The sequence below is a fragment of the Streptomyces sp. NBC_00390 genome, assembly GCF_036057275.1.
GTDB lineage: Bacteria > Actinomycetota > Actinomycetes > Streptomycetales > Streptomycetaceae > Streptomyces.
In genome coordinates, this window is record NZ_CP107945.1 from 1,700,682 (window position 1) to 1,727,362 (window position 26,681).

General features: G+C 71.1%; 21 protein-coding genes and 1 pseudogene. 9 read left to right on the forward strand and 13 right to left on the reverse strand.

Translation table 11 applies throughout. The features are described 5' to 3' along the window. Nucleotides 1-11: 11 nt before the first annotated feature. From OHS70_RS07390 to OHS70_RS07400, 3 genes are read right to left on the reverse strand one after another with little or no spacing between them, the layout of a single operon-like run. Nucleotides 12-1,304, reverse strand: coding sequence for an ABC transporter substrate-binding protein (locus OHS70_RS07390; RefSeq protein WP_328394900.1), 1,293 nt, complete (start codon nucleotides 1,302-1,304; stop codon nucleotides 12-14). Beyond that, nucleotides 1,304-2,146 (reverse strand): carbohydrate ABC transporter permease, encoded by an 843-nt coding sequence (locus OHS70_RS07395; RefSeq protein ID WP_328394902.1) that lies wholly within the window; start codon nucleotides 2,144-2,146, stop codon nucleotides 1,304-1,306. The genes OHS70_RS07390 and OHS70_RS07395 overlap by 1 nt, the downstream gene beginning before the upstream one ends. Continuing rightward, nucleotides 2,146-3,048: a carbohydrate ABC transporter permease gene (locus OHS70_RS07400; RefSeq protein ID WP_328394904.1), complete on the reverse strand. Its 903-nt coding sequence runs from the start codon at nucleotides 3,046-3,048 to the stop codon at nucleotides 2,146-2,148. Before OHS70_RS07400 ends, OHS70_RS07395 begins: the two co-directional genes overlap by 1 nt. A gap of 162 nt (nucleotides 3,049-3,210) precedes the next feature. On the opposite strand from OHS70_RS07400, the gene OHS70_RS07405 reads away from it, so the two are divergent. After that, on the forward strand, nucleotides 3,211-4,062 hold the full coding sequence (locus OHS70_RS07405) for a phosphotransferase enzyme family protein (RefSeq protein WP_328394906.1): 852 nt from the start codon (nucleotides 3,211-3,213) through the stop codon (nucleotides 4,060-4,062). Nucleotides 4,063-4,219: 157 nt separating this feature from the next. Here OHS70_RS07405 and OHS70_RS07410 read toward each other — a convergent pair whose 3' ends face one another. The 4 genes from OHS70_RS07410 to OHS70_RS07425 form a co-directional block, all read right to left on the reverse strand. After that, nucleotides 4,220-4,942: a 3'-5' exonuclease gene (locus OHS70_RS07410; RefSeq protein ID WP_328394908.1), complete on the reverse strand. Its 723-nt coding sequence runs from the start codon at nucleotides 4,940-4,942 to the stop codon at nucleotides 4,220-4,222. Nucleotides 4,943-5,020: 78 nt separating this feature from the next. Continuing rightward, on the reverse strand, nucleotides 5,021-6,253 hold the full coding sequence (locus OHS70_RS07415; RefSeq protein ID WP_328394910.1) for an SAV2148 family HEPN domain-containing protein: 1,233 nt from the start codon (nucleotides 6,251-6,253) through the stop codon (nucleotides 5,021-5,023). 89 nt (nucleotides 6,254-6,342) lie between these two features. Beyond that, nucleotides 6,343-7,659 carry a copper amine oxidase gene (locus OHS70_RS07420; protein WP_328394912.1) on the reverse strand — a complete coding sequence of 439 codons (1,317 nt, stop codon included), beginning with the start codon at nucleotides 7,657-7,659 and terminating at the stop codon, nucleotides 6,343-6,345. Between the two features lie 147 nt (nucleotides 7,660-7,806). Beyond that, nucleotides 7,807-8,634: a Tat pathway signal sequence domain protein gene (locus tag OHS70_RS07425; protein WP_328394914.1), complete on the reverse strand. Its 828-nt coding sequence runs from the start codon at nucleotides 8,632-8,634 to the stop codon at nucleotides 7,807-7,809. A gap of 137 nt (nucleotides 8,635-8,771) precedes the next feature. On the opposite strand from OHS70_RS07425, the gene glgX reads away from it, so the two are divergent. From glgX to OHS70_RS07440, 3 genes and pseudogenes are all read left to right on the forward strand, one after another. Beyond that, nucleotides 8,772-10,892: a glycogen debranching protein GlgX gene (gene glgX / locus OHS70_RS07430; protein WP_328394916.1), complete on the forward strand. Its 2,121-nt coding sequence runs from the start codon at nucleotides 8,772-8,774 to the stop codon at nucleotides 10,890-10,892. A 132-nt stretch (nucleotides 10,893-11,024) separates the two neighbouring features. Further along, nucleotides 11,025-13,430 (forward strand): malto-oligosyltrehalose synthase, encoded by a 2,406-nt coding sequence (gene treY / locus OHS70_RS07435; protein ID WP_328394918.1) that lies wholly within the window; start codon nucleotides 11,025-11,027, stop codon nucleotides 13,428-13,430. A 243-nt stretch (nucleotides 13,431-13,673) separates the two neighbouring features. After that, nucleotides 13,674-14,350 (forward strand): annotated as a pseudogene (locus OHS70_RS07440) (FAD-dependent oxidoreductase); the annotation flags it as partial. A 90-nt stretch (nucleotides 14,351-14,440) separates the two neighbouring features. Here OHS70_RS07440 and OHS70_RS07445 read toward each other — a convergent pair. Then, nucleotides 14,441-14,995 carry a DUF1707 and FHA domain-containing protein gene (locus OHS70_RS07445; protein WP_328394920.1) on the reverse strand — a complete coding sequence of 185 codons (555 nt, stop codon included), beginning with the start codon at nucleotides 14,993-14,995 and terminating at the stop codon, nucleotides 14,441-14,443. 193 nt (nucleotides 14,996-15,188) lie between these two features. On the opposite strand from OHS70_RS07445, the gene OHS70_RS07450 reads away from it, so the two are divergent. The 3 genes from OHS70_RS07450 to OHS70_RS07460 all read left to right on the forward strand — a co-directional run bounded on the left by OHS70_RS07450 (nucleotide 15,189) and on the right by OHS70_RS07460 (nucleotide 18,627). After that, a complete protein-coding gene (locus tag OHS70_RS07450; RefSeq protein ID WP_328394922.1) occupies nucleotides 15,189-16,163 on the forward strand; it encodes a GNAT family N-acetyltransferase in 975 nt (324 codons plus the stop codon). Between the two features lie 195 nt (nucleotides 16,164-16,358). Continuing rightward, nucleotides 16,359-17,255, forward strand: coding sequence for a GNAT family N-acetyltransferase (locus OHS70_RS07455; protein WP_328394924.1), 897 nt, complete (start codon nucleotides 16,359-16,361; stop codon nucleotides 17,253-17,255). Between the two features lie 145 nt (nucleotides 17,256-17,400). Then, nucleotides 17,401-18,627: an MFS transporter gene (locus OHS70_RS07460; protein WP_328394926.1), complete on the forward strand. Its 1,227-nt coding sequence runs from the start codon at nucleotides 17,401-17,403 to the stop codon at nucleotides 18,625-18,627. Here OHS70_RS07460 and OHS70_RS07465 read toward each other — a convergent pair. Further along, a complete protein-coding gene (locus OHS70_RS07465; RefSeq protein WP_328394928.1) occupies nucleotides 18,616-19,977 on the reverse strand; it encodes a GH1 family beta-glucosidase in 1,362 nt (453 codons plus the stop codon). The genes OHS70_RS07460 and OHS70_RS07465 overlap by 12 nt on opposite strands. A gap of 93 nt (nucleotides 19,978-20,070) precedes the next feature. Here OHS70_RS07465 and treZ point away from each other — a divergent pair, with 93 nt between their 5' ends. Both treZ and OHS70_RS07475 read left to right on the forward strand, forming a co-directional pair. Then, nucleotides 20,071-21,816, forward strand: coding sequence for a malto-oligosyltrehalose trehalohydrolase (gene treZ / locus OHS70_RS07470; protein WP_328394930.1), 1,746 nt, complete (start codon nucleotides 20,071-20,073; stop codon nucleotides 21,814-21,816). Between the two features lie 53 nt (nucleotides 21,817-21,869). Continuing rightward, entirely contained in the window at nucleotides 21,870-22,862 is a 993-nt protein-coding gene (locus tag OHS70_RS07475; RefSeq protein WP_328394932.1) for an aldo/keto reductase, read from the forward strand. A 32-nt stretch (nucleotides 22,863-22,894) separates the two neighbouring features. Here the strand turns inward: OHS70_RS07475 and OHS70_RS07480 are convergent, their stop codons facing one another. From OHS70_RS07480 to OHS70_RS07495, 4 genes are all read right to left on the reverse strand, one after another. Continuing rightward, complete coding sequence (locus OHS70_RS07480; protein WP_328394934.1) at nucleotides 22,895-24,019, reverse strand: aminopeptidase P family protein; 1,125 nt, start codon at nucleotides 24,017-24,019, stop codon at nucleotides 22,895-22,897. Continuing rightward, on the reverse strand, nucleotides 24,016-24,849 hold the full coding sequence (locus OHS70_RS07485) for a class I SAM-dependent methyltransferase (RefSeq protein ID WP_328394936.1): 834 nt from the start codon (nucleotides 24,847-24,849) through the stop codon (nucleotides 24,016-24,018). The genes OHS70_RS07480 and OHS70_RS07485 overlap by 4 nt, the downstream gene beginning before the upstream one ends. A 117-nt stretch (nucleotides 24,850-24,966) precedes the next feature. Then, a complete protein-coding gene (locus tag OHS70_RS07490; RefSeq protein WP_328394938.1) occupies nucleotides 24,967-25,941 on the reverse strand; it encodes a hypothetical protein in 975 nt (324 codons plus the stop codon). An 81-nt stretch (nucleotides 25,942-26,022) separates the two neighbouring features. Then, a complete protein-coding gene (locus tag OHS70_RS07495; RefSeq protein WP_328394940.1) occupies nucleotides 26,023-26,661 on the reverse strand; it encodes a nucleoside/nucleotide kinase family protein in 639 nt (212 codons plus the stop codon). Between the last annotated feature and the right edge of the window lie 20 nt (nucleotides 26,662-26,681).

A 26,681-nucleotide genomic window follows, 5' to 3' on the forward strand; every position in this document is an offset into this window, starting at 1 on the left:
CCGCCCCGCAGTCAGCGCTGGTAGCGGGCCAGCACCAGATTCCCGTCCTCGACCAGCCGCTTCTCCAGCTCCTGCACATCGATCGCACCGCTGTAGAACTCCTGGTACGCCGGGGTGGCGACCTTGTCCTTCCACTCCGGGTAGCCGCGCACCGACTGGGCGGGCGCCGGACGCAGATGGGCCGCGAGCTCCGCTCCCGTCGCCCAGCCGTCCTTCTGTGTGTGCAGCGCCGGATCGCGCAGCGCCTGCGTGCCGGTCGGCAGCATCCAGTCGCCCTGCGCCAGCCGCACCATGTTCGCGGGCTGCAGCATGAAGTCGATGAACTGCGCCGCCTCCTTCTTGTGCGCACTGTCCTCGGCGACCGAGAGGGTCTGCGGACTCACGCCCTGGGCCGGTCCGCCCGGCCCGGCCGGTGCGGGCAGCACGGTCCACTCGAAGCCTTCGGGCGCCTGCTGCACGATCTGCTGCCGGTAGGAGAAGCCCAGCGGCACCATCGCGTACTTGCCGCCGAAGAACCCGGGGAGGGTGTCCGAGCCGCCCATGCCGAGCGTGCTGCGGGCCGCGCTCCTGTCCGTGTTGATCTGGTCGTGGATCGTCCTGGCCACCACGGCGTCGCCGTCGGTGAAGTCGACGGTGACCTTGCCGTCGTCACCGCGGTGGAACAGCCGCCCGCCCGCGGAGAGTCCGAGGTTGAGGGTCACCGACACCGGCTCCTTCAGCGGCCAGGCGACGCCGTACTTCCCGTCCCCCATCTGCCGGGTCAGTTCCGCGGTGATCTGACGGAACTCCTCCCAGCTCCAGGGCCTTTCGGCGGTCGGCACCCGTACGCCGGACGCCTCGAGGATCTTCTTGTTGGCGATCAGGACCCGGGGTTCCTGAAGGAACGGGACGCCGTAGATCCCCTCACCGAACGTCGTGGTCAGCCAGCTCTGCTGCGGGATGTCGTTCTTCAGCCGCTCGGGCAGCAACTCGCGCAGATCGGCGAGACTGCCGCCGTACGCGAAGTCGGCCAGGTCGTCGGAGGCGTCATGGATGATGTCCGGTGCCTCGCCGCCCTCGAAGGAGGTGAGCAGCTGGTCGTGCACGCTGTCCCAGCTGCCCTGGACATACTCCACCTGGACATCGGGATGGGCGGCGTTCCACTCCTTCACCAGTTCCCTGTTGGCGTCGACCGACTCCTTCTGCCAGGCGAGCGACTGGAAGCGGAGCCGGATCCTTCCGTCCCCCCCGCCGTCGGCGCCGCCGCAGCCGGTCAGCAGCAGTGCCAGCGCGGCGCCCGCAGCCGTCAGCAGTCGCGCACGCATCAGCTCTTCACCGCCCCGGCCAGCATCCCGCCGGTGATCCGCTTCTGGATCACCGCGAACACGACGAGAGAGGGAAGCGTCGCGAGGAAGGCCGCCGCGGCGAGCGGCCCGAGGTCTGCCACGCCCTCAGCGCCCAGGAAGTGGGTGAGAACGACCGGCAGAGTCTGCTTCTCCGGGGTCTTGAGCAGGACGAGCGCGAAGAAGAACTCGTTCCACGCGGTGATGAACGCGAAGAGCGCGGTGGCCACGATGCCTGGTGCGAGCAGCGGCGCGGTGACCGAGATCAGGGTGCGGAGCCGGCCCGCGCCGTCGACGGCCGCGGCCTCCTCCAGCTCGAGCGGTACCGCCCGTACGTACCCGACCAGCATCCACAGAGCGAACGGCAGCGACCAGACGACGTACACCATGACCAGTCCGAACAGGGTGTTGATCAGATGCAGGTTCTTCAGGATCAGGAACAGTGGAATGATCACCAGAACGAACGGGAACGCCTGGCTGACGACGACCCATCCCGTCGACGCGGCAGTGAGTCTGTTGCGGTTGCGGGCCATCACATACGCCATGGGCGTCGCGATGACGACGGCGATCAGCGCGGCGGCGAGCGCCGCGACCAGGCTGTTGCCCGCGGCCTGCAGGAGCGGCTGCTCGTCGAAGGCCTGGCGGAAGTTGTCGAGCGTCGCGTTCTCGGGGATCCACGTGGGGTGCAGCGAGGCCAGCTCGCGCGCCGGCTTGAAGGCGGTGGAGATGAGCCAGAGGAACGGGAAGGCCAGGAAGACGACGTAACACAGCAGCGCCACGTACTGGCCGGCGCGTGCGGACCTGCCGGTGCCGAGGGCCGCCATCACTGATCCCCTCCCTTGAGCCGCCCTGCGAGAAAGACGGCGAGCATCACCGATATGACGGCGACCATGACGCACCCCATGGCCGCCGCGTATCCGAACTGGCCGTAGCGGAAGGCCTCTTCGTAGGCGAAGAGCATGGGCAGCCGGGTACGGCCGCCGGGGCCGCCGCCGGTGAGCACATACACGAGGGCGAACGAGTTGAAGTTCCAGATCAGGTTGAGGGCGGTGACGGCAAGCGCTATGGGTCTGATCGCGGGCCAGGTGACCGTACGGAACCGGCGCCAGGCGCCGGCGCCGTCCAGCGCGGCGGCCTCGTGCAGCTCGTGCGGGGTGTTCTGCAGGCCGGCGAGCAGAGCGACGGTGGTCTGCGGCATACCGGCCCAGACACCGACCGCGATCACGGCGGGCAGCGCGGTGGCGAGGCCGGTCAGCCAGTCCCGGCCGTCGCCGAGGCCCAGGTCCCGCACGGTCTCGTTGAGGATGCCCGCGTCGGGGTTGTAGACCAGCCGCCACATGATGCCGACGACGACCTCGGGCATGGCCCAGGGGATGATCGCGAGCGCCCGGGCGAGCCAGCGCATCCGCAGTTGCTGGTTGAGCAGCAGTGCGAGGCCGAGGGCGAGCAGGAACTGGGGGACGGTGACGCCGACCGCCCACAGCAGGCCGATCCGGAACGATTCCCAGAACAGGGTGTCGTGCAGCAGGTCCCGGAAGTTCAGCGTCCCGATCCACTCGGTGGGTTCGGTGCGCCCTGCCTGGGAGTCGGTGAAGGCGAGCGCGATGCCGTAGAGAAGAGGGCCGACGCTCAGCACAAGGATGGGGATCAGCGCCGGCAGGACGAGGAACCAGGCTCCATGGTCCGTGCGCTTACCCGTCCGCGCCGTTGCGGTCGCCAATGTCACGTCATCGACTCCTTCGGGCGGCTCGTCCTGAACATGGGTGTATCCGGCGGAGCTTGCCGCCCTGGCGGGCCTTGGTCATCGTGCTGACGGCCCGTCGGTTCGTCAAGACGGCCTGCGCGGATGCGAAACTTTGGCGAATTCGCGCAGGAGGCAGGAGGCCGGATGGACGAGACGCGGGCACGCGAGGTACTGGTGGCCGCCGGGCTCCCGGCCGGTGCGACGCTGCTGGCGCTCGGCGAGAACGCGGTCTTCGCGGCCGGCGACCTGGTGGTCAAGGTCGGCCGGGACGCCGAGCTGCTGCCCAGGGCCGAGCGCGAACTGGCCGTCGCCGCCTGGCTGGCCGAGGCCGGTGTCCCTGCCGTGCGGGCCGCCGAGCCGACGCCCCGGCTCGTGGCGGGCCATCCGGTGACGCTGTGGCACCGGCTTGCCGATGCGCTGCGCCCGGCGGGGCCGGCGGACCTGGCCGGGCTGCTGCTCCTGATCCATGCCCTCCCGTCGCCCGGCGTCGAGCTGCCCCGCCGCGACCTCCTCGGCGGGGTCGAGCGCTGGCTGCGCCTGGCGGGCGAGGCGATCGATCCGGCCGACGCGGCGTATCTGCGGGCGCGCCGGGACGGTTACGCAGAGGCGGCGGCCACGCTCACGCCCCGTCTCCCGCCGGGCCCGATCCATGGCGACGCCCTGCCCCGCAATGTCCATGTCGGCCCGGACGGTCCCGTACTGGTGGATCTGGAGACGGTCTCGTCGGACCTGCGCGAGCACGACCTGGTGGTCATGGCGCTGTCCCGGGACCGCTACGGCCTCGACCCTGCCGCCTACGACGCGTTCACCGACGCATACGGCTGGGATGTCCGCGAATGGGACGGCTGTGCGGTCCTGCGCGGCGCCCGTGAGACCGCCAGCTGCGCCTGGGTGGCCCAGCACGCCCCGGCCGACCCCAAAGCCCTTGCCGAGTTCCGCCGCCGGGTGGCGTCCCTGCGCGACGACGACCCCGAGGTGCGCTGGTATCCCTTCTAGTCCTTCCGGGGCCTTTCTTCGGACGAGAGCGGAGATCAGCGAGCGGGGTCCGGTGCTGGGGAACCTCCCCGTACCCGAAGGGCTGGGGGGCGGCATGCCAGGGCACGCGAGCCCCGGCAGGACCGGGAAGAAGGGTCTTCGGCCCTCCCGGGCGGTGTCAGCCGGAGACCGGCGCGTGCTCGCGCAGCGGCCAGGACGGGTCCACGACGGCGTCCTCGGTGCCCTTCTTGCGCAGGAAGCGCTGGAAGTCGGCCGCCCACTGCGCGTACCAGCGCACCTGACGCTCATGCAGGTCGTGCGGGGACAGTTCCGCGACCGAGGCGTGCCGCTCGGCTATCGCGCAGGCCACCCGCACGGCGGCGAGCGCGTCCGCCTCCGCGTCGTGCGCGCTGTCCAGTGTCACGCCGTACTCCACGCAGACCGCTTCGAGCGTGCGCTTGCCCTTGCGGTAGCGGTCCACCGCCCGGTCGATGGTGTACGGATCGATGACCGGACCGATCGGGCGGCCGCCGAGCCGCTCGCTCAGCGACGGCAGGCCATGGCGCTGCAGCTCCGCGCTGAGCAGCGTCAGATCGAAGGCGGCGTTGTACGCGACGACCGGTACGCCCTGCGCCCAGTAGCCGGTCAGCGTCTCGGCGACCTCGTCGGCGACCTCGGGCGCGGGCCGCCCCTCGGCTGCCGCGCGCTCACTGCTGATGCCGTGGATGGCCGAGGCCTGCGCCGGAATCCGGATGCCGGGATCCGCCATCCATGTGCGCCGCCGCACCGGCCCCCCGGCCCGCAGACCGACAACGGCGGCCGTCACGATGCGGGCGTCGAGCGGATCGGTGCCGGTCGTCTCCAGGTCGAAGCCGACCAACGGCTCACGGTGCCAGGCCATGGTGCCCCCTCCTCGGTGGTGCGGTGGTGCGGTGGTGCTCCCCCAGTCGTCGACCACTCTGGCACGCACCACTGACAGTCAGGACACGGGCCGCGAGTCGGCCCAGACCGACTCGAACTCCTCGCGGTACGTCTGGAACAGTCCGGTCTCGCTGTCGTGCCCCGAGCGCACCACCGAGCGTCCGCCGCCGCGGAGCACCAGGACGGGTGCTTCCATGCCGCGGGCCCGGCGCAGATAGGACTGGACGACGGCGAGTCCGTCGGGTCCGTCGCCGTCGACCAGATACGCGGTGAAGCGCGGGGTTTCGTCGAAGACATGGATCTCGAAGGCGTCGGGGTCGCGCAACCGCGAGCGCACCCGGCGCATATGGAGGATGTTCATCTCCACCGTGCGGCTCAACTCACCCTTCTTGATTCCCAGTTCACGCTCACGGCGCTTGACGGCACTGCTCGCCGGGTTGAGGAAGAGCAGCCGGACCCGGCAGCCCGACTCGGCGAGCCTGACAAGTCTGCGCCCGGAGAAGTTCTGGACCAGGAGGTTCAGGCCTATGCCGATCGCGTCGACACGGCGCGCGCCGCCGAAGAGGTCCTCGGCGGGCAGCTGGCGCTGCAGCCGGACGCGGTCGGGGTGGACGGAGACGACGTCCGCGTACCGGTCACCGACCAGATCCTCGACGGCGTCCACGCGGAGGCGGTCCGCGGAGGGCACACCGGCCCCGCTGCCGAGTATCTCGAGCAGCCGGGACGAGGCCCGCTCCGCCTGGGCGAGGACCGCTTCGTTGAGCGCGCGGTTGCGGGAGACCACGTTCCGGGCGACCTCGAGCTCGTCCAGGGCGAGTTCGACGTCGCGCCGGTCGTCGAAGTAGGGCTCGAAGCAGGGCCAGTGCTGGACCATCAGCTCCCGCAGCTGCGGGAGGGTGAGGAAGGACAGCACATTGTCGTCGGCCGGGTCCAGCAGGTAGCCCTTGCGCCGGGAGACCTCCCGCACCGCAACGGCACGCTGGACCCACTCCTGGCCCGCCGGGCCGGCCGCCGCGACCACCCAGTCGTCGCCGTGGACCGGTTCGTAGATGGGGCGCAGCACCGCGGCCACCACGGCACGCAGACGCTGCTCCACCAGATTCAGCCAGATGTAGGCCCGCCCGGCACGTTGGGCGCGCGTACGCACCTCGCTCCAGGCGTCCGCGCCCCAGTCCAGCTCCGCCCCGATCTCCATCGGCCGCGCGAGCGAGACCGCTCCTGGCGTGACCTCGGCGGAGTCCCCCTCATGACCTGCGTCACCTGGGGGTAGCTCCAGCCCTCCCGAGCTCACCCGCGCACCGCCTTCCTGGCCCCTTCAACGATCAAGGAAGCGTACTCCGGGTACAGGAGGCGGTGCAGCAGGATCGTCAGGCTGGTTCCTCAACTCCCGTGATTGTGGTGCCCGTTCTGACCGGCGAGATCGGCCGGAGTGAGCGGATTCATAGCGGTTACGTCCCTGGGGGCCAGCTGGAAGCCCTGCCAGTGGACGGGCATCGGCTGCTGGTCCTCGTCCCGGGCGATGTGGTGGAAACCGATGTTGACCCAGACGACGGGGTTGACGAGGTTCTCGCCGTTGACCCACCCGTCCACGCTCTTGGGGGCGCCCTGGCCGCAGTCGCGGATGTTGTTGCTGGCGAACTGCTCACAGGCGCGGTTCTGGGTGAAGTAGATGTCGTGCCTGGTGAATCCGCGGCCCGCGTGCTTGGCGGAGGGCCCCGGCACGATCTCGTACGAGCGGGGGTGCCCGTCCTTGTTCCTTCCCCTCGCGCTCACCACCCGCCACCAGCGCATCGTGCGGGCGTCCCCGGCCAGTTCCCTGGTCACCGGCGTCCGGGTCGTCCTCACCTTCGGTGCGCCGTTGCGTCTCGGCGGGGTGACCTTGGAGTCGTACTGCTCGACCCTGCCCTTGTTGCTGCCGTCCAGGCCGAAGTCCAGGCGCCAGAAGACATTGTGGGAGTGGCTGGTCGCGTAGTCGCGGGCACCCTTGCCGATGGGCCAGCCACGTCCGTCGGTCCCGTTGTAGTCGTCGGGCGCGAGCTTGCCCGTCGCACCGACGTTGGCGGCGATGGTGCCGTCGGAGGAGAAGCGCCACTCGGTGATGTACTCGTACCAGGACACCTTGTTGACGGTGTAGACCAGCAGGTCCTTGCCCTGCGCCTGCCAGACCTTGCTGCCCAGGTCGTTCGCCAGCCGGTAGGCGTGACCACGGGAACGGGTGGTCGTGCACAGACCGTTGAAGGTGCCCATCTCCGGCACCTTCACCTTCTTGACGGTGCCGCCCGGGCATTCGGCGCCCTTGATGTTCTGCAGCCCCCAGCCGAACCCGGCCCCGGTCAGATCGTCGTACTCGGCGCGGCCGTCGTCGTACGGCACATGGATCTGCGCCAGCTTGGCGCTGTTGATGACCCGGATCGGACGTGGCTCACCCTTGGGCCGGTACGACACCTTGTCCAGGATCAGGCCGGACTCGGTGTCGTAGCGCCAGCACATGCGCCAGGTGGTGCCGCCGTCGAGCGTCTGCTCGATACGGTAGGCGCTGCTGCAGTCGGGCCGGGTCGGAGCGGCCTTGGCGGCCGTGACCTCGCCGGACGGAGCGGCGGAGGCAGGGCCCGTCGCCGCGCCGACGCTGCCCAGCAGCGCGGCCGCGGCGAGCAGTGCGCCCCGCCTGCGGGCACGCGTGACTCTGTTGACGTGCATCAGGTACGAACTCCCTCGTGACGGAAGTACGGAAGTACGGAAGTACAGACGTACGGAAGTGCGGGCATACGGCCATACGGAACGCACGTGTGCACGGGTGATCCGTGCGGAACGGAAGGCCGTGCGGCGGTCCGAGGCCGGAGCGGGTCAGCCGGTGCGAGCGACGGTCCTGGCACTCAGATCCACGATCAGATCGCGCGTGTCGATCCAGGCGCCGTCCTTGACCTTGGTGACCATGCGGACGCAGCGGTGCTCGCCGCATGCGGCGAGCTCGTCCGGCACGTGTTCCTCCCGGTACGTGCGGTAGACGTCGCCGTTGAACCACAGCTGGTCGGGGGTGGTCAGCGGCCGGCCCGTGGCGTGCTCGTAGTCGCCCTTGAGGTCGTCGCCGAGCGGGTCGGCCAGGATCAGGGCAAGCGCCTCGCGCAGCTCCTCGCGGTGCGGGGAGGGCTGGACACCGCGCTGGGTGCCGGTCCGTTCGACCGTGCCGGTGTCGAGGTTGACGGTCTTGGTGATCAGCTCGTCGGTCCGGTAGTCGTAGAAGCTGACCTCGGCACGGCGCGGTCCGGAGTCCGCCTCCGACGGCAGCGGTTCGGCGAGGTTGGTGGTCAGGTGGTGCGGGCCACGGTCACCCGTGACATCTTCGCCGGCCGCCCGGGCGGCCGGGGTGAGCGCGAGCGCTTCCGCCCGATTCAACTCCTCGTCGGTGAGCGGGTCCCGGCCCACGCCGTGTTCCCCCTCCCGCGGCGAAGCGGCGATGACGCCCGCGTGCGGCGTGTCGGCGGCTCCCCGGCCGTTTCCGGCGCTGTCACCGGCGCCGGCCTGTCCCTGAATCCCGTTCCGGCGCTCGTCGCCGGGGTCGTCGGCACCCGCCGAGCCCGGCAGTGTGATGGCGATCATGGCAGCGGTCGCTGTCACCGCTATGGCGGCACCCGCCACCAATTTCCCCAGATGGCGGTGCACTGATCTGAGCACTTGTCCCCCTTTTTCCCCTTGTTTCGTGCGGTCACCCGGTAGGACGGCCCGAAGTCCTAGGAGCTTGCCCATCTTTGGGGGAGGATCTTGGCCAAGTTGCCCCCAGTACCCGGATCAGAAGTGGAAGAGTCATATCTATGCAGGTCTGGCCGGGACAGGCGTATCCGCTCGGCGCCACGTACGACGGCGCCGGAACCAATTTCGCGGTGTTCTCAGAGGCCGCGCGACGTATCGAACTGTGTCTGCTGCACGACGACGGCTCGGAGACGGCGGTGGAGCTGCGCGAGACCGACGCATTCGTGCGGCATGCCTATCTGCCTGGGGTGATGCCGGGTCAGCGGTACGGCTTCCGGGTCCATGGCCCCTATGTGCCCGAGCGCGGCCAGCGGTGCAATTCGGCGAAGCTGCTGCTCGACCCCTACGCCCGTGCGATCAGTGGCGAGATCGAGTGGAACGAGGCGGTGTACGGGTATCACTTCGGGCGGCCGGACTCCCGCAACGACCTCGACTCGGCACCGCACACCATGACCTCCGTGGTGGTCAATCCGTACTTCGACTGGGGCGACGACCGGCCTCCGCGCACGGACTACCACCGCACCGTGATCTACGAGGCCCATGTGAAGGGTCTGACGATGCGGCATCCGGAGCTGCCACCGGAGCTGCGCGGCACCTACGCCGGGCTCGCGCATCCCGCCGTGATCTCCCATCTGACCGAACTGGGAGTCACCACACTCGAGTTGATGCCGGTGCACCAGTTCGTCAACGACAACCGGCTGGTGGACTCCGGGCTGAACAACTACTGGGGCTACAACACCATCGGCTTCTTCGCACCGCACAACGCGTACGCCTCCTGGGGAGACCGGGGCGAGCAGGTGCTGGAGTTCAAGCAGGCCGTACGGGCGCTGCACCAGGCGGGCATCGAGGTCATCCTCGACGTGGTCTACAACCACACCGCGGAGGGCAACCACCTGGGGCCCACTCTCTCCTTCCGGGGCCTGGACAACGCCTCGTACTACCGGCTCTCCGAGGACCGCCGCTACTACACGGACACCACCGGCACGGGGAACTCCCTGCTGATGCGCAGCCCCCATGTGCTGCAACTGATCATGGACTCGCTGCGCTACTGGGTGACCGAGATGCATGTCGACGGCTTCCGATTCGACCTCGCGGCCACACTCGCCCGGCAGTTCCACGAGGTGGACCGGCTCTCCTCGTTCTTCGACCTGGTGCAGCAGGATCCGGTGGTCAGCCAGGTGAAGCTGATCGCCGAGCCGTGGGACGTGGGCGAGGGCGGCTACCAGGTGGGCAACTTTCCGCCGTTGTGGACCGAGTGGAACGGCGAGTACCGCGACACCGTGCGCGACCTGTGGCGCGGCGAGCCGCGCAAGCTCGCGGAGTTCGCCTCCCGGCTGACCGGCTCCTCCGATCTGTACCAGGACGACGGCCGGCGGCCGCTGGCCTCCATCAACTTCACCACCTGCCACGACGGCTTCACGCTGCACGATCTGGTCTCGTACGACAACAAGCACAACGAGGCCAACGGCGAGGGCAATCGGGACGGCGAGAGCCACAACCGCTCGTGGAACTGCGGCGCGGAGGGCGAGACCGACGACGAGGACGTGCTGGAGCTGCGCGAACGGCAGATGCGCAACTTCATCGCCACGCTGATGCTCTCGCAGGGTGTGCCGATGCTCAGTCACGGCGACGAGTTCGCCCGTACGCAGGGCGGCAACAACAACGCGTACTGCCAGGACAACGAGATCTCCTGGGTCCAGTGGCCGGACAAGGACACGGACGAGGAGGGCACGCTGCTGGCCTTCACCAAGACCATGGTGTGGCTGCGGCGCGACCACCCGGTGTTCCGGCGCCGGCGCTTCTTCCACGGCCGGTCCGTGGAGGGCACCCATGACGAGCTGACCGACATCGCATGGTTCACCCCGCACGGCGAGGAGATGGTCCAGCGGGACTGGCAGGCGGCGCACGCCAGGGCCCTGTCGGTGTTCCTGAACGGCCACGCGATCTCCGAGCCCGGTCCGCGCGGCGAGCGGATCTCCGACGACTCGTTCCTGCTGATGTTCAACGCGAGTGCGGAGACCCTGGATTTCACGGTGCCGGTGAACCACGGCGCACAGTGGCAGGTGGTGGTGGACACGGCCTGCCCGGAGGGGGTGCCTCCCGGGCAGGGGCCGAAGGTGGAGGCCGGCGACCGGGTCAGAATGATCGGACGGAGTCTGACCGTGCTGAGGAGACCGGCGTAGCGGGGCGGTCGGCGACCGGCCCCGTGCCGTCACCCCGGGGGCACCGCGGCCGGGGCCGCGCTCTCCCCGCGCGTTCACCCCGACGCAGGGACGGATGACACAGAAGCCCGCGATCCGGGTACATACGTTCGCATGACGCCCACCGCCACATACCGGCTCCAGCTCCAGCCGGACTTCCCGTTCTCGGCCGCCGCCGCGGCAGTGCCCTATCTCGCCTCGCTCGGGATCTCGCATCTGCATCTGTCACCGGTGCTGGAGGCGGTGCCCGGCTCGGTCCACGGCTACGACGTGGTGGACCACTCGCGGGTACGGGAGGAGCTGGGCGGCGAGGCCGGTCTGCGGGAGCTGTCCCGTACCGCCCGTGAGCACGGACTCGGCCTGGTCCTGGACATCGTCCCGAACCACATGGCCGCCGCGCCCCGCCACAACCATGCCCTGTGGGAGGTGCTGCGGGAGGGCCCCGGTTCGCCGTACGCACACTGGTTCGACATCGACTGGGAGTCGGGCGGGGGCAAGGTGCTGCTGCCGGTGCTGGCGGGACGGATCGGCGACGAGCTGTCCGGTATGCGCGTCGACGGTGATGTCCTGCACTACGGGGAGCAGCGTTTTCCGGTGCGCGCGTCCACCGCAGAGCTGCCGCTGCCCGAGCTGCTGGACGCCCAGTGGTACCGGCTGGCGTGGTGGCGCCTGGCCCGTACCGAGCTGAACTACCGCCGGTTCTTCACCGTTTCGGATCTGATCGGCCTGCGGGTGGAGGACCCCGAGGTCTTCGACGCGACCCACACCAAGATCCTCGAGCTGGTGCACGACTCGGTCGTGGAGGGGCTGCGGGTGGACCATCCGGACGGGGTGGCCGACCCGGCGGGGTATCTGCGCAGGCTCGACCAGGCGACCGGCGGGGCGTGCTGGATCGTGGTCGAGAAGATCCTGACCGGCGACGAGCGGCTGCCGGCCGGCTGGCCGGTCGCGGGGACGACGGGCTACGACGCGCTGCGGCATGTCGACGGCCTGTTCACCGATCCGGACGGTGCCGGACAACTGGCCGAGCGCTACCGGGAGTTCGCCCAGCCGTCCGCCGACCGCGGGGGCCGCTGGGCGGCGACGGCGCGGCGGGCCGCGTACAAGGTGGTCACGCATGAGCTGGCCGCCGAGACGGCTGCGCTCGGACGGCTCGCCCGGCGGATCTGCGCCGGGGATCCCGCGCTGCGCGACCACGCGCCGTGGGCGCTGCGCGCGGCGGTGCGGGAGCTGCTCGTACGGGTGCCCGTCTACCGCCCGTATCTCCTCGACGGCGAGGCGGCACTGACCGAGGCCGCGGCCCGCCGCGCGAAGGAGACCTTCGCGGTGACGGACGAGGCGACGGCAGTCGACGTCGTACGGGACCTGGCACTCGGACGGCTCGGCGAGGGTCCGGACCACACGGCGTTCCGGGCCCGGTTCGCTCAGACGGCGTCGGCGCTGCGCGCCAAGTCCGTGGAGGACACCGCCTTCTACCGCTATACGCCGCTGCTCTCGGCGAACGAGGTCGGTGGGGACCCCGGCAGTCCGGCACTGGCTCCCGACGACTTCCACGGGTACTGCACCCGTCTGGCCCGCGACTGGCCGGCCACCGGCACGGTGCTCACCACGCACGACACCAAGCGCAGCGCCGACGTGCGGGCGCGCATCGCGGTGCTGTCCGAGTGCCCCGAGCGGTGGGCGGAGTTCCTGTCCCGGATCACCGAGGCGGCCGCCGGGCTGGAGGGCGGGCGGGCCCCCGATCCGCATCTGGCATGGGTGACGTGGCAGACGGCCGTCGGGTTCGGCGTGCCGCGCGCGGACCGGCTGGAGCCCGCGTTGCTCAAGGCGGTCCGGGAGGCGGGGCTGCGCACCAGCTGGACGGAGGCGGACGCGGCGTACGAACGGGCCGTCGCCGCGTTCGTCGACGCGGGCCCGGCAGGCCCGCCGCTGTACTACGTCGCGGAGTTCGCGCGAGAACTGGATCCGTACGTACGGGCCAATGTCCTCGGAGCGACCCTGCTGCATCTGACGATGCCGGGGGTGCCCGATGTGTACCAGGGCTCCGAGCGGCAGTTCCTCGCCCTGGTCGACCCTGACAACCGCCGGCCGGCCCGCCTCGGCGAACCGCTGCCGGAACGGCTGGACGAGCTCCGCGGCCGGCGCTGGCTCTCCGACGAGAAGCTGGCGCTCACGGCCACGGCGCTGCGGCTGCGACGGGCGCGTCCGGACCTGTTCGGGTCGTCGGGGACGTACGCACCGCTGCGGGCGCACGGCCCGGCGGCCGGCCACTGTGTCGCGTTCGGCCGCTCGGGCAAGGTGCTCACGGCGGTCACACGGCTCTCCTTGCGGCTGGAGCAGTCGGGTGGCTGGCGGGAGACGGCGCTGACGCTCCCCGAGGGCGGCTGGAGCGATCTGCTGGATCCCGGGCGTACGTTCACGGGCGGCTCGGCGGTGCGGCTGTCGGACCTGTTCGCGGACCGGCCGGTGGCGCTGCTCATCCACGGAGACGCTTCGGAGGCGGCCGCGGGGACGGGCTGAGCGGCCGGGCCGGCACGCCCCGTCGTCCGCGCGCCGCACCGGGAGCGCAGATGCCCGGTCGGACCGACCGCACGCGGCCCCGCGTGCGGGTCCACGTAACGGCCGGCCCCTCGCCCCCGCGCCGGGCACGGGGCCCGGTGCGCCGACGGCGCGCTCATGAAACGGCCTGCCGGCGTCCGCCCCGGCAGGCCCACCGGTCGGGGCCGGACCCACACGCCCTCGCGCCGGCCGCGGGTTCAGGCGGACGGCCTGCGGGCCACGGTGCGCACCGCACGCGGGGAGCTGCGCACGGTCGAGGCGGAGCGGCTGCTGCTCGCGGTGGGCCGGACTCCGGTGACCGACGGTCTGGGACTGGAGCAGGCGGGGGTGCCCACGGACGAGCGGGGCTTTGTCGCCCCTGCCGACTGGTCGCGCCTGGAGAGTGTCGTGCCGGGGATCCATGTGGTGGGCGATCTGCTGCCGCCGCCGTCACTCGGTCTGGCCCACGCCTCCTTCACGGAGGGCCTGTTGGCCGCCGAGGTGCTGGCCGGGCTCGCACCGCAGCCGGTCGACTACGCGGCATGCCCCGGATCACGTACTCCTCGCCGCAGACCGCAACGGTCGGGCTGAGCGAGGCGGAGGCAAGGAACCGCGGCTTCGATGTGCGCGTGAACACGATGCCGCTGACCGCCGTCGCCAAGGGCATGGTGCACGGACAGGGCGGGATGGTGAAGGTCGTCGCAGAGCGGGACGGCCGGGTGCTGGGGGTCCATCTGGTCGGCCCGCATATCTCGGAGATGGTCGCCGAAAGCCAGCTGATCGTCGGCCGGGACGCGGAACCGTCCGATCTGGCCCGTCACATCCACGCCCGTCCGACGCTCTCGGAGGCGGTCGGCGAGACGTTCCTGACGCTCGCGGGGCGCGGGCTGCACCAGCGGTGAACCCACGCCGGCCGGCTCAGCCCGGTCCGCGCCGCGCGGCCGGGAGGCGCCGGGGCCACGGCACTTCCGGATCGCCGGCGCAGATCCGGTTCAGCGTGCGGTGAGGCGGAAGCTCATCCGCCCGAAGCCGACCATGTCCCCGTCCTGCACGACGATCGAGCCGGTCACCCTGATGCCGTTCACCGTGGTGCCGTTGGTCGAGCCGAGGTCGCGCAGCACCCACACCTGGCCCTGGCGGCTCAGTTCGGCGTGGAGCCTGGAGACCGTGTCATGGCTGAGCCGCAGTCCGTTGGCCGGGTCGCGCCCGATCCGCAGGGGGAACGGGCTCGGTTCGGGCAGCTGCAGCGGCGGCAGCTTCTCCGCCTGCCACGCCCGGCGCAGCCGCACCGAGAATGCCGAGATCCGGCCCACTGTCCGGTACAGCGCGCGGGACCAGCGGCTCTCCTGGACGAGGTCGGCGGTGAGCGGCTCCAGCTCCTCCGGCCTGCGCGCGGCCAGGACCAGCTCCATCCGGTGCACGAACGTCTCGTGCGACAACTTGCCCTGCGCCGCGCCCTCCCTGAGCACGTCGAGGACACGCTCGCGCTCGGCGTCGGAGACCCGGGCCGGAGCGGGATACGTGTGGAATTCGTAGGCGGACGTCACAACCGTGATTGTCGGTCCGAAGTCGGTGGGTGTCCAGAAGAACCGGGGTTCCCGTCCCTCACTCACCAGCCGCTGACCTGCATGGAAGCAATGGTTCCGCTACGAAAAGGGTTTCGCCCGGCACTCGCCGGGTGGTTAGGGTCCGAGCGCTGGTCCGACCATTTCCGCACGGCCATTCCCTGGAGAAGCACATATGACCTCTGCACCGTCGGTGCCGACGCCCGACGACGGCGTCACCGTCCGACCGCTTTCCGGCCCGGACGAACTCGAGCTGTTCTGCAGGCTTTCGTACACCCTCGACCATGAACTCGAGGACGATCTCGCAACTGGGCGCCGCCGCCCCGAGTGGCTGTGGATCGCGCAGCGCGACGGCCGCGTGCTGGCGAGGATCGCCTGGTGGACCGCGGCCGACGGCGAGGCCCCGGTGGCACTGGACTTCTTCGACATCGACGCCGAACTGCCCGCCGCCGAGCAGGCCGGCATCGGACTGCGACTGCTCGAGACCGCGACCGCCGCCGTCGTCCCCGCGGGTCACCCGCGCCCCGAGTACGGGCGGTTCATCCCGCCCGACTGGCGTGACGACCCGGCCGCCCGCGCGGCGGTCGAAGCCCGTACCGGCGTGCTGGAGAAGTCCGGGGCGAGGCTGCTCGTGGAGCGGCTGCGGCTCGAATGGCGCGCCGGGACGCCCGTACCCGAGCCCTCGGGCACCCTGGCCTTCCGGCAGGTCACGGACCGCGACGATCTGCTCGCCCTGATGACGCCGGTGATGGCGGGCACGCTCGACGCCCATAGCCAGGCCGATCTCGCGACCGGGCTGAGCCACCGCGAGGCGGCCGAGAAGCACTTCGACGAGGAACTCGCGGGCTTCACCTCACCACGCGAGTGGTGGCGGATCGCCGAACTCCCGGGCACCGGCGAGCCGGTGGGCTTCGTGGTGCCGGCCAGGAACAACTACCACCACATCATCGCCTACGTGGGTGTGCTGCCCGCCCATCGCGGCCGGGGCCACATCGACGAGATCCTGGCGGAGGGCACCCGGATTCTCGCCTCCCAGGACGTGCCGTGGATCCGGGCCGCGACCGATCTCGCCAACGTGCCGATGGCGAAGGCCTTCGCCCGCGGCGGCTACGTCAACTTCGAGCGCGCGATCAACTACGTCTGGGAGTAGGTCTGTTGTGCGGGCGTCCGGAATGCGCTGGACGCCCGCAGCTCGCTCCGTCCAGCATGATCGCGACGCCCGTGACCGACGGAAGGAGGCGAGTGCCGTGCACACCACACGATTCCCGCGCTCCCGTCCCGTCCGCCCGGCGTTCGCAGTCTGACCGGGAGCGCATCACACAGTCTCTCCCGGAGGACATCCCTCATGACCGATCTGGTCATCCGCGCGCTCGACGCGAGCGACGCGCATCTTTTCGACACCCTGCCCGATCCGCTCGGCGTGGGCCGCGCGCTCGCCCGCGCCACGCACCGTCCCGACTGGAAGCGCGTCGCTCTGCGCGACGGCAAGGTGGTCGCGCGGGCCGCCTGGTGGGGCGGACCCGACGACGAAACCCCGGTCAATCTCAACTGGTTCGACATGGCCGAGGGCGAGGAGGCGGCGGGCGCGGAACTGCTGTGCACCTCCCCCTTCCAGGTCGAGTACGAACTGATCCTGCCCGCCGGCTGGCGCGAGGACCCGGCGGCCCTGGCGGCCGGTGAGGCCCGGATGCGGGCCGCTTCTGGAGCCGGGATGAAGGTGCTGGTCGAGCGGTACCAGTACCGGTGGACCCCGCAGTGCGGGCTGCCGGAGCGCCCCGGGCGGCTGGAGTTCCGCCCGGAGCCCGACGACGCCGTGATCCTCGACGTCCTGCGCCGGGTGCACTCCGTGACCCTGGACGCGCATGCCCTGGCCGCCATCGCCGAAGAGGGCCTGGACAAGGCGGCCCAGGAGGAGCTGGACTTCTTCCACTGGTGCCCCTCGCCGCGCGAGTGGTGGCAGCTGGCCTTCACCCCCGGCGGTGAGCTGGTGGGCCTGCACATCCCGGCGCGCAATCCGTCGGGGCCGTGCGTCGGCTTCATCGGTGTCGTACCGGAGCAGCGCGGCAGGGGCTACGCGTACGACCTGCTCGTGGAGTGCACGCACTTCCTGGCCGAGCAGGGCGCCGAGTTCATCGCGGGAGCGACGGACCAGGGCAACTTCCCGATGGCCGCGAACTTCGCCAAGGCCGGACATCCGGTGATCCAGGAACGCGTCCACTTCGTTCCCGGTCCGCGGCATTGATCGGGCGCGGGGGTGTCCGTAAGCTCCGGACACCCCCGCGCAGAACCGCCCCGCGGCGAACACCGCCGCACACAACCGCACAGCGCCACCCTCACCGCACCGCACCGCACCGCACCGCACCGCACCGAGCGATGGCGAGCCGCCCATGGAGACGCACGAGCCTCGGACCGGCCCGCTGACACGAGTCGGCGGCGGTTGGACATCCGCCCTCGTCCTGGCCAACCTCGGCCTGTACATGGCCTTCTTCACCCCGATCCAGGTGCTGCTCGCCGAGCAGATCGACACGCTCGACCCGTCGGGCAAGGAGGTCACCCTGGGCTGGGTGACCGGGCTCGGCGCGCTGGTCGCGGTGGTCGCCAACCCGCTCGCGGGCGCGCTGTCGGACCGTACCGGCGGGCGATTCGGCCGCCGCCGGCCGTGGATCGTCGGCGGTGCGGTCCTCGGCGCCTTCGGCCTCGCCGCCACGGCGGTGCAGTCGACCGTGGCCGGTGTGGCACTCGGGTGGTGTCTGGCGCAGCTCGGCCTGAACGCGATGCTGGCCGGGACCAGTGCCGTGGTGCCCGACCAGGTGCCGGTGGGCCAGCGGGCCGCGGTGTCCGGGTTCATCGGGATTCCACAGCCGCTGGGACTGGTGGTCGGCGCGCTGCTGGTGACCACGGTGGCGACCGGGACCGTGCCCGGCTATCTGCTGCTGGCCGCCCTGACCGTCCTGCTCGCGCTGCCCTTCGTCCTGCTGATGCCGGACCCCCAAGTGCGGTCGACCGCACGGGAATCGGTGCGGCTGAAGGACTTCTGGGTGAGCCCGCGGGACCATCCCGACTTCGGCTGGGCCTGGCTCACCCGGTTCCTGGTGATGCTCGGGAACGCGATGGGCACGCTCTATCTGCTGTACTTCCTCAAGGACGCGGTGCACCACCGGGATCCGGACCAGGGCGTGCTGATCCTGACGCTGCTGTACACGGCGGGCGTCGTGGTGACCGCTGTGGCCGGCGGGGTGGTGTCCGACCGGCTGGGTCGGCGCAAGACCCTGGTGGCCGTCTCCTCCGCGGTGATGGCGGTGGCGTCGCTGCTGCTGACGTTCTGGCACACCTGGCCGGTGGCGATGGGCGCGGCCGCGCTGCTCGGGCTCGGCTTCGGTGTGTACCTCGCGGTCGACCAGGCGCTGATCACCCAGGTACTGCCGCAGGCGGGCGACCGCGCCAAGGATCTCGGTGTCATCAACGTCGCCAACTCGGCGCCCCAGGTCCTCGGCCCGGCGCTCGCCGCGCCGGTGGTCGCCTACGCGGGCGGATACGCGGGCCTCTATCTGACGGCGACCGTGGTGACCGCGCTCGGCGGCATCCTCGTCTGGAAGATCCGTTCAGTTCCCTGACCCGGCCCGCTGGGCGGCTATGGCGTCGCGGTACCAGGCGTACGAGGCCTTCGGGGTGCGCTCCAACGTGTCGTAGTCGATGTGGACGAGTCCGAAGCGCTGCGACGCGCCCTCCACCCATTCGATGTTGTCGGTCAGCGACCAGGTGAAGTAGCCGCGTACGTCGACTCCCGCGTCGATCGCCCGGTGCAGCGCGCGCAGATGGCCGTCGAGGAAGGCGATGCGCCGCTGGTCGTCGATTCCGTCGTAGGAGCAGCCGTTCTCGGTGATGTGGATCGGCGGCAGCCGGTCGCCGAACCGGTCCCTGAGGCCGACGAGCAGCTCCCGCAGCCCGTCGGGCACGACGGCCCAGTCGAAGGCGGTGCGCTGCTCGCTCTCCAGTCTCCTTATGCCGAAGGGGAGTTCGGCGGGCATGGCGATCCCGGCGAAGTCGTCGAGGGCGTCCGTGGCGGGCGCTCCGACCAGCATCGGCTGGTAGTAGTTCACCCCGTACCAGTCCAGCGGCGCGGAGATGACGGCCAGGTCCTCGGCCACCGGGCCGGGCATCAGTGTGGCGAAGTCCTCGTCGGGATAGGCCCCGGTGAGGATCGGGTCGGCGAACATCCAGTTGGTGAGGGTGTCGTACAGCTCGGCGCCGAAGCGGTCCTCGTCGCTCGTCCCCGCGGTGCGTACCGGTGAGTGGGACACGGCGAGGCCGATGTTGTCCGCGCCGGCCGCGCGCAGCGCCTGGACGGCGAGGCCGTGGGCGAGCAGCTGGTGGTGGGCGGCGGGCAGGGCGTCGAAGAGCAGCTGCTTTCCGGGGGCGTGCTCGCCGAGTGCGTAGCCGAGCAGGATGACCTCGGCCGGTTCGTTGATGGTGATCCACATCGGGACGCGGTCGGCGAGGCGATCGGCGACCACCGCGGCGTACTCGGCGAAGCGCTGGGCCGTCTCGCGCCGCAGCCAGCCTCCCGCCTCGTCCAGCGGGAGCGGGGTGTCCCAGTGGTAGAGCGTGGGCGCGGGCGTGATGCCGTGGGCGCACAGCTCGTCCACGAGCCGGTCGTAGAAGTCCAGCCCCCGGCTGTTGACCGGCCCGCTGCCGCCGGGGATCACCCGCGGCCAGCTGACGGAGAATCGGAACGCGTCCGCGCCGAGCCCGGCGAGCAGGGCCACGTCCTCGCGGTAGCGCTCGTGGAAGCCGGTGCCGCGCGAGGCGTCGGCGCCGTCCTTGATGCGGCCCTGGGCCGCGAAGGCGTCCCATCCCGACGGGCCCTTGCCCTCGGCGTCGGCCGCGCCCTCGGTCTGGAAGGCGGATGCGGATGCGCCCCACAGGAAGCCGGGCGGGAAGGCGGGCAGCGGCGACGTCGTCATGGCCCGTGACCTTAATGGCCCAAGGACGCCGCTTGAAGACCCCGATCTTGCCAGGATGGGGAGGGAGGAGCATCGACGACGAGGGGACCGCCAGTGCTGTTCGAAGTGTGGGCGCCGCAGGCCACGGAGCAGGCCGTGCTGTGGCTGGAGGGCGTCGAGCATGCGATGGAGCGTGCCGAGGGACGTACGGGCTGGTGGGCGGTCGAGGCGGAGGCTGCCGACGGCGCGCGCTACGGCTTTGCCCTGGACGGCGGGCCGGTGCGGCCCGACCCGCGCTCGCGCCGCCAGCCGGACGGCCCGGACGGCCACAGCGCGGTGGTCGACCACGGGGCGTACTCCTGGCGGAACCCGTGGCCGGGGCGCGGGCTGCGCGGCGCGGTCCTGTACGAGCTGCATGTCGGCACCTACACCCGGGAAGGCACGCTGGACGCGGCGGCCGAACGGCTCGGGGAACTGGCCGAACTGGGTGTCACCCATATCGAGCTGATGCCGCTGTGCCCTTTCCCGGGCGTGCGTGGATGGGGCTATGACGGGGTGTCGCCGTGGGCGGTGCACGAGCCCTACGGCGGCCCCGAGGCGCTCAAGCGCTTTGTCGACACGGCCCATGGACGCGGCCTCGGCGTGGTGCTGGACGTGGTCCACAATCACCTCGGCCCGTCCGGGAACCATCTGCCCGCCTTCGGTCCGTATTTCACCGAGACGCATCACACCCCCTGGGGCGCCGCGGTCAATCTCGACGCCCCCGGGTCCGACGAGGTGCGCGCCTATCTGCTGGGCAGTGCACTGGCCTGGCTGCGCGACTACCGCATCGACGGGCTGCGGCTGGACGCGGTACACGCGCTGGCGGACACCCGGGCGCTGACGTTCCTGGAGGAGCTCGCCGCCGCCGTCGACGACCTCGCCGCCGATGCGGACCGGCCGCTGTTCCTGATCGCCGAGTCGGACCAGTGCGATCCCCGGACGACCAGACCTCGCGTGTCGGGCGGCCTGGGAGTGCACGTCCAGTGGAACGACGACTTCCACCACGCCCTGCACGTCGCGCTGACCGGCGAGTCGCAGGGCTACTACGCCGACTTCGCGCGCGCCCCGATGGCCGCACTGGCCAAGACCCTCACCCGCGTCTTCTTCCACGACGGTACGTATTCCACCTTCCGCGGCCGCACCCACGGCCGCGGCGTCGATGTGGTCTCCACGCCTGCCCACCGCTTCCTGGGCTACGCCCAGACGCATGACCAGATCGGCAACCGGGCACTGGGCGACCGGCTCTCGGCGAGCCTGTCCCCCGGGCTGCTGGCCTGCGCGGCGGCACTGGTGCTGACCGGCCCGTACACGCCGATGCTCTTCATGGGCGAGGAGTGGGGCGCCCGTACACCGTGGCAGTACTTCACCGACCACACGGATCCGGAGCTCGCCGAGGCGGTACGGGCGGGCCGGCGGCGGGAGTTCGCCTCCCACGGGTGGTCCGCCGACGACATCCCCGATCCGCAGGACCAGGCGACGCGCGACCGCTCGTGCCTGGACCGGGCCGAGCGGGAGCGGGAGCCGCACGCACAGCTGCTGGCCTGGCACCGCTCACTGATCGCCCTGCGGCGTTCGCTGCCGGACCTGACCGACCCGGATCTGGCGGCGGTGAAGGTCGCGTACGACGAGCAGGCGCGCTGGCTGGCGTACCGGCGCGGCGATCTGCGGATCGCGGTCAACCTGGCCAAGGAGCCGGCCCGAATCCCGCTGGGCGGCGGGGGCCGGGTCACGGCCGCCTGGGGGGAGGTACGGGCGCCGGGCGCGGACGGTGCGCTGGAGCTGCCGCCGGAGAGCTGCGTGGTGCTCGCCGACGACTGAATCCCCCGCATACGGTTGCGTTCGAGCCCACTCCATCTCCTACCGTCGCTGCCATGGAGCAACGGAACCTCGGCAGGACCGGACTGCGCGTCAGTGAACTGTGCCTCGGCACCATGAGCTTCGGTGACGACGCGGGCGGACATGCCGTCCTCGACGCCTTCACCGAGGCGGGAGGCACCTTCATCGACACCGCGGACATGTACGCGCGCGGCGGCTCGGAAGAGATCCTGGGCCGCTGGCTGGCGGGCCGCCGGCGCGACGACCTGGTCATCGCGACCAAGGTGTGGGGGCGGATGGGCGACGCCCCCAACGACGCCGGGCTGAGCCGCAAGCACATCGTCAGTGCCGTCGAGGCCAGCCTGCGGCGTCTCGGCACGGACTACATCGACCTGTACCAGACCCATATCTGGGACCCGACCACTCCGGTCGAGGAGACGCTGGCCACCCTGGACACCCTGGTGCGCGCCGGGAAGGTCCGCTACATCGGCGCCAGCAACGTGACGGCCTCCCAGCTGCAGCGCTCCCTCGATGTGTCGCGCCACCGCGGCTGGGAGCCGTACGCCGCCCTCCAGCCTCTCTACAACCTGCTGCGCCGCGAACTGGAGTGGGAGCTCGCCCCCCTCAGCGCGGACGAAGGGCTCGGCGTCATCCCCTGGAGCCCGCTCGCGGGCGGCTGGCTGACCGGCAAGTACCGGCGCGGGATGGTCTCGGCGCCGGCCGGCTCGCGCGAGGCCCGCGTCCAGGAGCAGTCGGGCGAGGAAAGCTGGCGCAAGAACGACACCGAGGAGACCTGGCGGGTGCTCGACGCCCTGCACGAGGTCGCCGAGGAGGCGGGCCGTACGCCCTCGCAGGTGGCGCTGCGGTGGGTACGGGAGCGGCCGGCCGTCACCGCGCCCATCATCGGGCCACGTACGGTCGAGCAGCTGGCCGACAATCTGGGCGCGACCGGATGGGAACTGACGGCCGATCAAACCGCGAAGCTGGACGCGGCGAGCGCGCGCACGCCGCCCTATCCGTACGACTTCCAGGCCAGAATCGCACCCTGACGCGCACCGGGGGCGCTCGGCATTCCGACGGGTTACGAGACGATCGCCATCCGGCGGTCGGTGTTGTTGAAGCGGCGGCAGCCGTCCTCGGTGACGGTGACGATGTCCTCGATCCGGACGCCGAACCGGCCCGGGAGGTAGATCCCCGGCTCCACGGAGAAGCACATCCCCGGGACGAGCGGCTGCTCCTCGCCCTCGATCATGTAGGGCGGTTCGTGGGTGGTGACGCCGATGCCGTGGCCGGTGCGGTGGATGAACAGATCTCCGTACCCGGCCTCCTCGATGATCTCGCGGGCGGCCCGGTCGACCTCCTGGCAGGCGGCGCCGGGCCGCACCGCGTCCACGCCCGCCTGCTGCGCCTCCAGTACGACGTCGTGGATGTGCTGCTCGGCGACGGTCGGCTCGCCGACGTGGACGGTACGGGTGGTGTCGGAGCCGTAGCCGTCCTTGAGACCCCCGAAGTCGAGGACGACCATGTCGCCCTCCGCGATGGTCCGGTCGCCTGCCTCGTGGTGGGGGTTGGCGCCGTTGGGCCCCGAGCCGACGACGGTGAAGTCGACCTGTGAGTGCCCGAACCGCAGCAGCAGCGCGGCGAGATCGGCGGCGACCTCGGTCTCCCTGCGGCCCGCGAAGGGCACCTTGAGGATCTCGCCGTACGCCTCGTCGGCTGCCGCTCCGGCGGCCTCGATCCTGGCCAGTTCCCGCGCGTCCTTGACCGCGCGGAGCATGGGCAGCGCGTCGGTGAGCGAGGTGTACGAGGTGCCCGGCAGCACCCGCTGGAGGCCCAGCAGATGCATCGCCCAGGTGTTGTCGCTGACCGCGAACCGGCCGGAGACATCGAGCAGCGGCGCGACGGCGGCGTACGGGTCGGTGCCGTCGGTCCAGTCGCGCAGGGTCAGCGCGGACGCGCCGGCGGCGTGCTCGGCATCCGGTGCCTCCAGGGTGGGGACGACCAGGACGGGGTCCTGGCCGGCGGTGAGGACGAGGACGGTGAGGCGTTCGGTGGCCACCGGCCGGTAGCCGGTCAGATGGATCAGGTCGGGTCCGGGGGCGATCAGCACCCCGGCAAGCCCGGCGTCGGCGGCGGCTCCGGCGGCGCGGGCCATCCGGGCCCGGTAGTCGTCTGCGGTGAACGGAGCCGGGGCGGTGGCCGTCATGAGGTCTCCTCGGTGATCCGGGCGTCAGGGGGCGCGGCAGCCGCGCGATGGGTGATCCGGAGCTTCGACTGGCCGTGCGGCAGCTGTTCCCAGTCCTCCATGTGGCGGGCGGCGAGACCGTGCTTCTCGGCCAGTTGGATCAACGTCTCCGTACGGTAGTAGAAGTCCTCGCCCAGCACCTGGTGCTCGCTCCCCTCGGTGCGGTCGTAGGTGAAGTCGAACCAGCCGCCGGGGGCCAGCACCCGCCCGACGTGCGCGAGGCATTCGTCGATGACCTGCAGCGGGGAGTGCGAGAACACGCTGTGCGCGTGGACGACCGTGAAGAAGGACCCGGGAAGGAAGTCCAGCGTCAGATTGTCGACGGGGGTCAGATACGGGAGCTTGTCCTGCAGGCCGTAGCGGACGACGGTCTTCTTGGCCTCGACGAGGATGTCCGGCGAGATGTCGATGCCGTAGTAGTGGCCGGGCTCCAGGTGCTCGATGAACCGCCATCCGGCGCGCAGATTGCCGCACCCGATCTCCAGCATCCGGTCCTGCGGCTTCAGACCGTGCCGCACGAGGTAGTCGTACTGCATTTCCCCGATGGCCAGCCAGCGCGCATGCGACGGCCGGCCGCCGACCGCCGCCTCCGGACTTCTCGCGGTGTCGGACGCCATCACGGCCCGGTAGTAGGCGATGTGGCTCCCGCGGTGCCGCAGCCGCAGCCAGCAGTCCCGGCCCGCCCGCCGCAGGTAGGGCAGCACACGCCGCGGATGGCTCAGGGCGTAACGCATCTTGTGGCCGAGCCGGGCGCGGTCGGTCACCAGGCGCGAACGGGGTGCCTTGTGCATGACGCCTCCATCGGCGGCTCCCCCTCTGCGGATACTAACCAGGCAGGGACCGGGCCGCCCGCCCCGGCCATACCGCGCTCGTCCGGCCGGATGTCCGAAGCAGTGTGATCACTGCGCTCAGGCCTCTTCGCCGCCGGTCCCCGGGTCCTCCTCGGCGAGGAGCCGTGCCAGCAGCGTGTGGAACTCCTCGTCGACCACGATCCGCAGGCCCTCGCCGTCCTCGGTGCGGTCGCTGAGCTGGGTGAGCGCGCCGGAGCGCCACCAGTAGACATACGGACTTATCGCGCCGGGGGTGTCCTCGAAGCCCGCGGCGGCGAAGGCGGCCATCGCGTTCAGGGCGGCGACCATGCCCAGGTCGTGGATGGCGTGGAAGGCCAGCTGGTGCCGGAAGGGCATGGCCACCAGGGCGCCGTCCGCGGAGAGCTCCTCGCCGGTGACCTGACGGACGACCGCGTCCAGCGCCAGCACGCGGCTGGCGGTGTAGAAGGAGTCGCCGAGCACCACCTCGAAGCGCATGCCGTCGGAGTCCTCGATCGTCTCGTGCACCTCGACCGGCAGTCCGCGGAGGTTGTAGAGCGCCTGGTCACGCAGGTACGGGAGATCGCCGAGCGGTTCGAGCGCCTCGTCGGTGAGCATCATGACGCTCTCGGGCAGATCGAGCGCGAGGATCTCGAACAGCCCGGGGGCGACGGGCCGCGCATAGCCGAAGCTCTTGGGGTCCAGCCCCTCGGCGCCCACGACACGGGGGTAGAGCTGCGCGCGGATCTGCTCGGTGGGCAGGGTGTCCAGGGCGGAGGGCGCCTCCATGGTGCGCAGCACCAGACCGACGTGCTGGTGGACCACTTCGGACCAGGCGCGCGGCCCGCGCTCGTCGTTGTGGCAGACCGCTGCGAGATTGCCGAGCCCGAACTGGCGGCCCGAGCTGTCGGTCACCACGTCCGCGTAGACCGTCACCTCCAGGCCCTGTTCGGCGAAGGCCTCGCGTACGAGGCTGCGGAAGCGGGCGCCTTCACCGGTGGAGAAGAAGGAGAACTCGGGGTCGCGGGGCGCATCGCGTCCGTCACGCTTCGGCCCTCGCCGGAACAACCCCACGTGAACCGCCCTCCGTGCTCGCACGTGTCAGGACTTCGAGCGTACCGAGCGCAGATGAACGGCGGGGCGGCCGGGACGGTGCTACGCCATCGGGACCACGAGGTCGGCCCGGTCCCGGCCGCGGCCGATCAGGCGGGCGTTGGGCTCGTCGGAGTCGCGCACCCAGCGCTCGGCGTACGAGCGCTCCTTGCCGTGGCGCACATGCCGGTCGACGAGCCTGCGGACCCGGACCTCATTGTCGAGCTCGAGGAACCAGACCTCGTCGAGGAAGGGGCGGATGTACGCCCAGTCGCCCTCGTCATGGAGCAGATAGTTGCCCTCGGTGACGACAAGGGGGACATCGGGACCGACCGGGATGCTGCCGGCGACCGGATCCTCCAGTGTCCGGTCGAAGGCGGGCGCATAGACGGTGGCGCCCGGCGCGGGGCGGCGCAGCCGGCCGAGCAGGGCCGCGTACCCGGTGGCGTCGAAGGTCTCGGGGGCGCCCTTGCGGTGGGCACGGCCCAGGCGCACCAGCTCACTCTGGGCGAGGTGGAAGCCGTCCATGGGAACGAGGGCGGCCAGGCCCTCCATGGCGTCGACGAGCCGGGCGGCGAGGGTCGACTTCCCCGAGCCGGGCGCTCCGGCCAGCCCCAGGATGCGACGGTGGCCGGGGACCGCGAGGGCGCGGGCGCGGTCCAGGAGGTGCGGCGGAAGCGGCGACACGTGCGACGGAGGCATGGCATGCATTGTTCCACTGT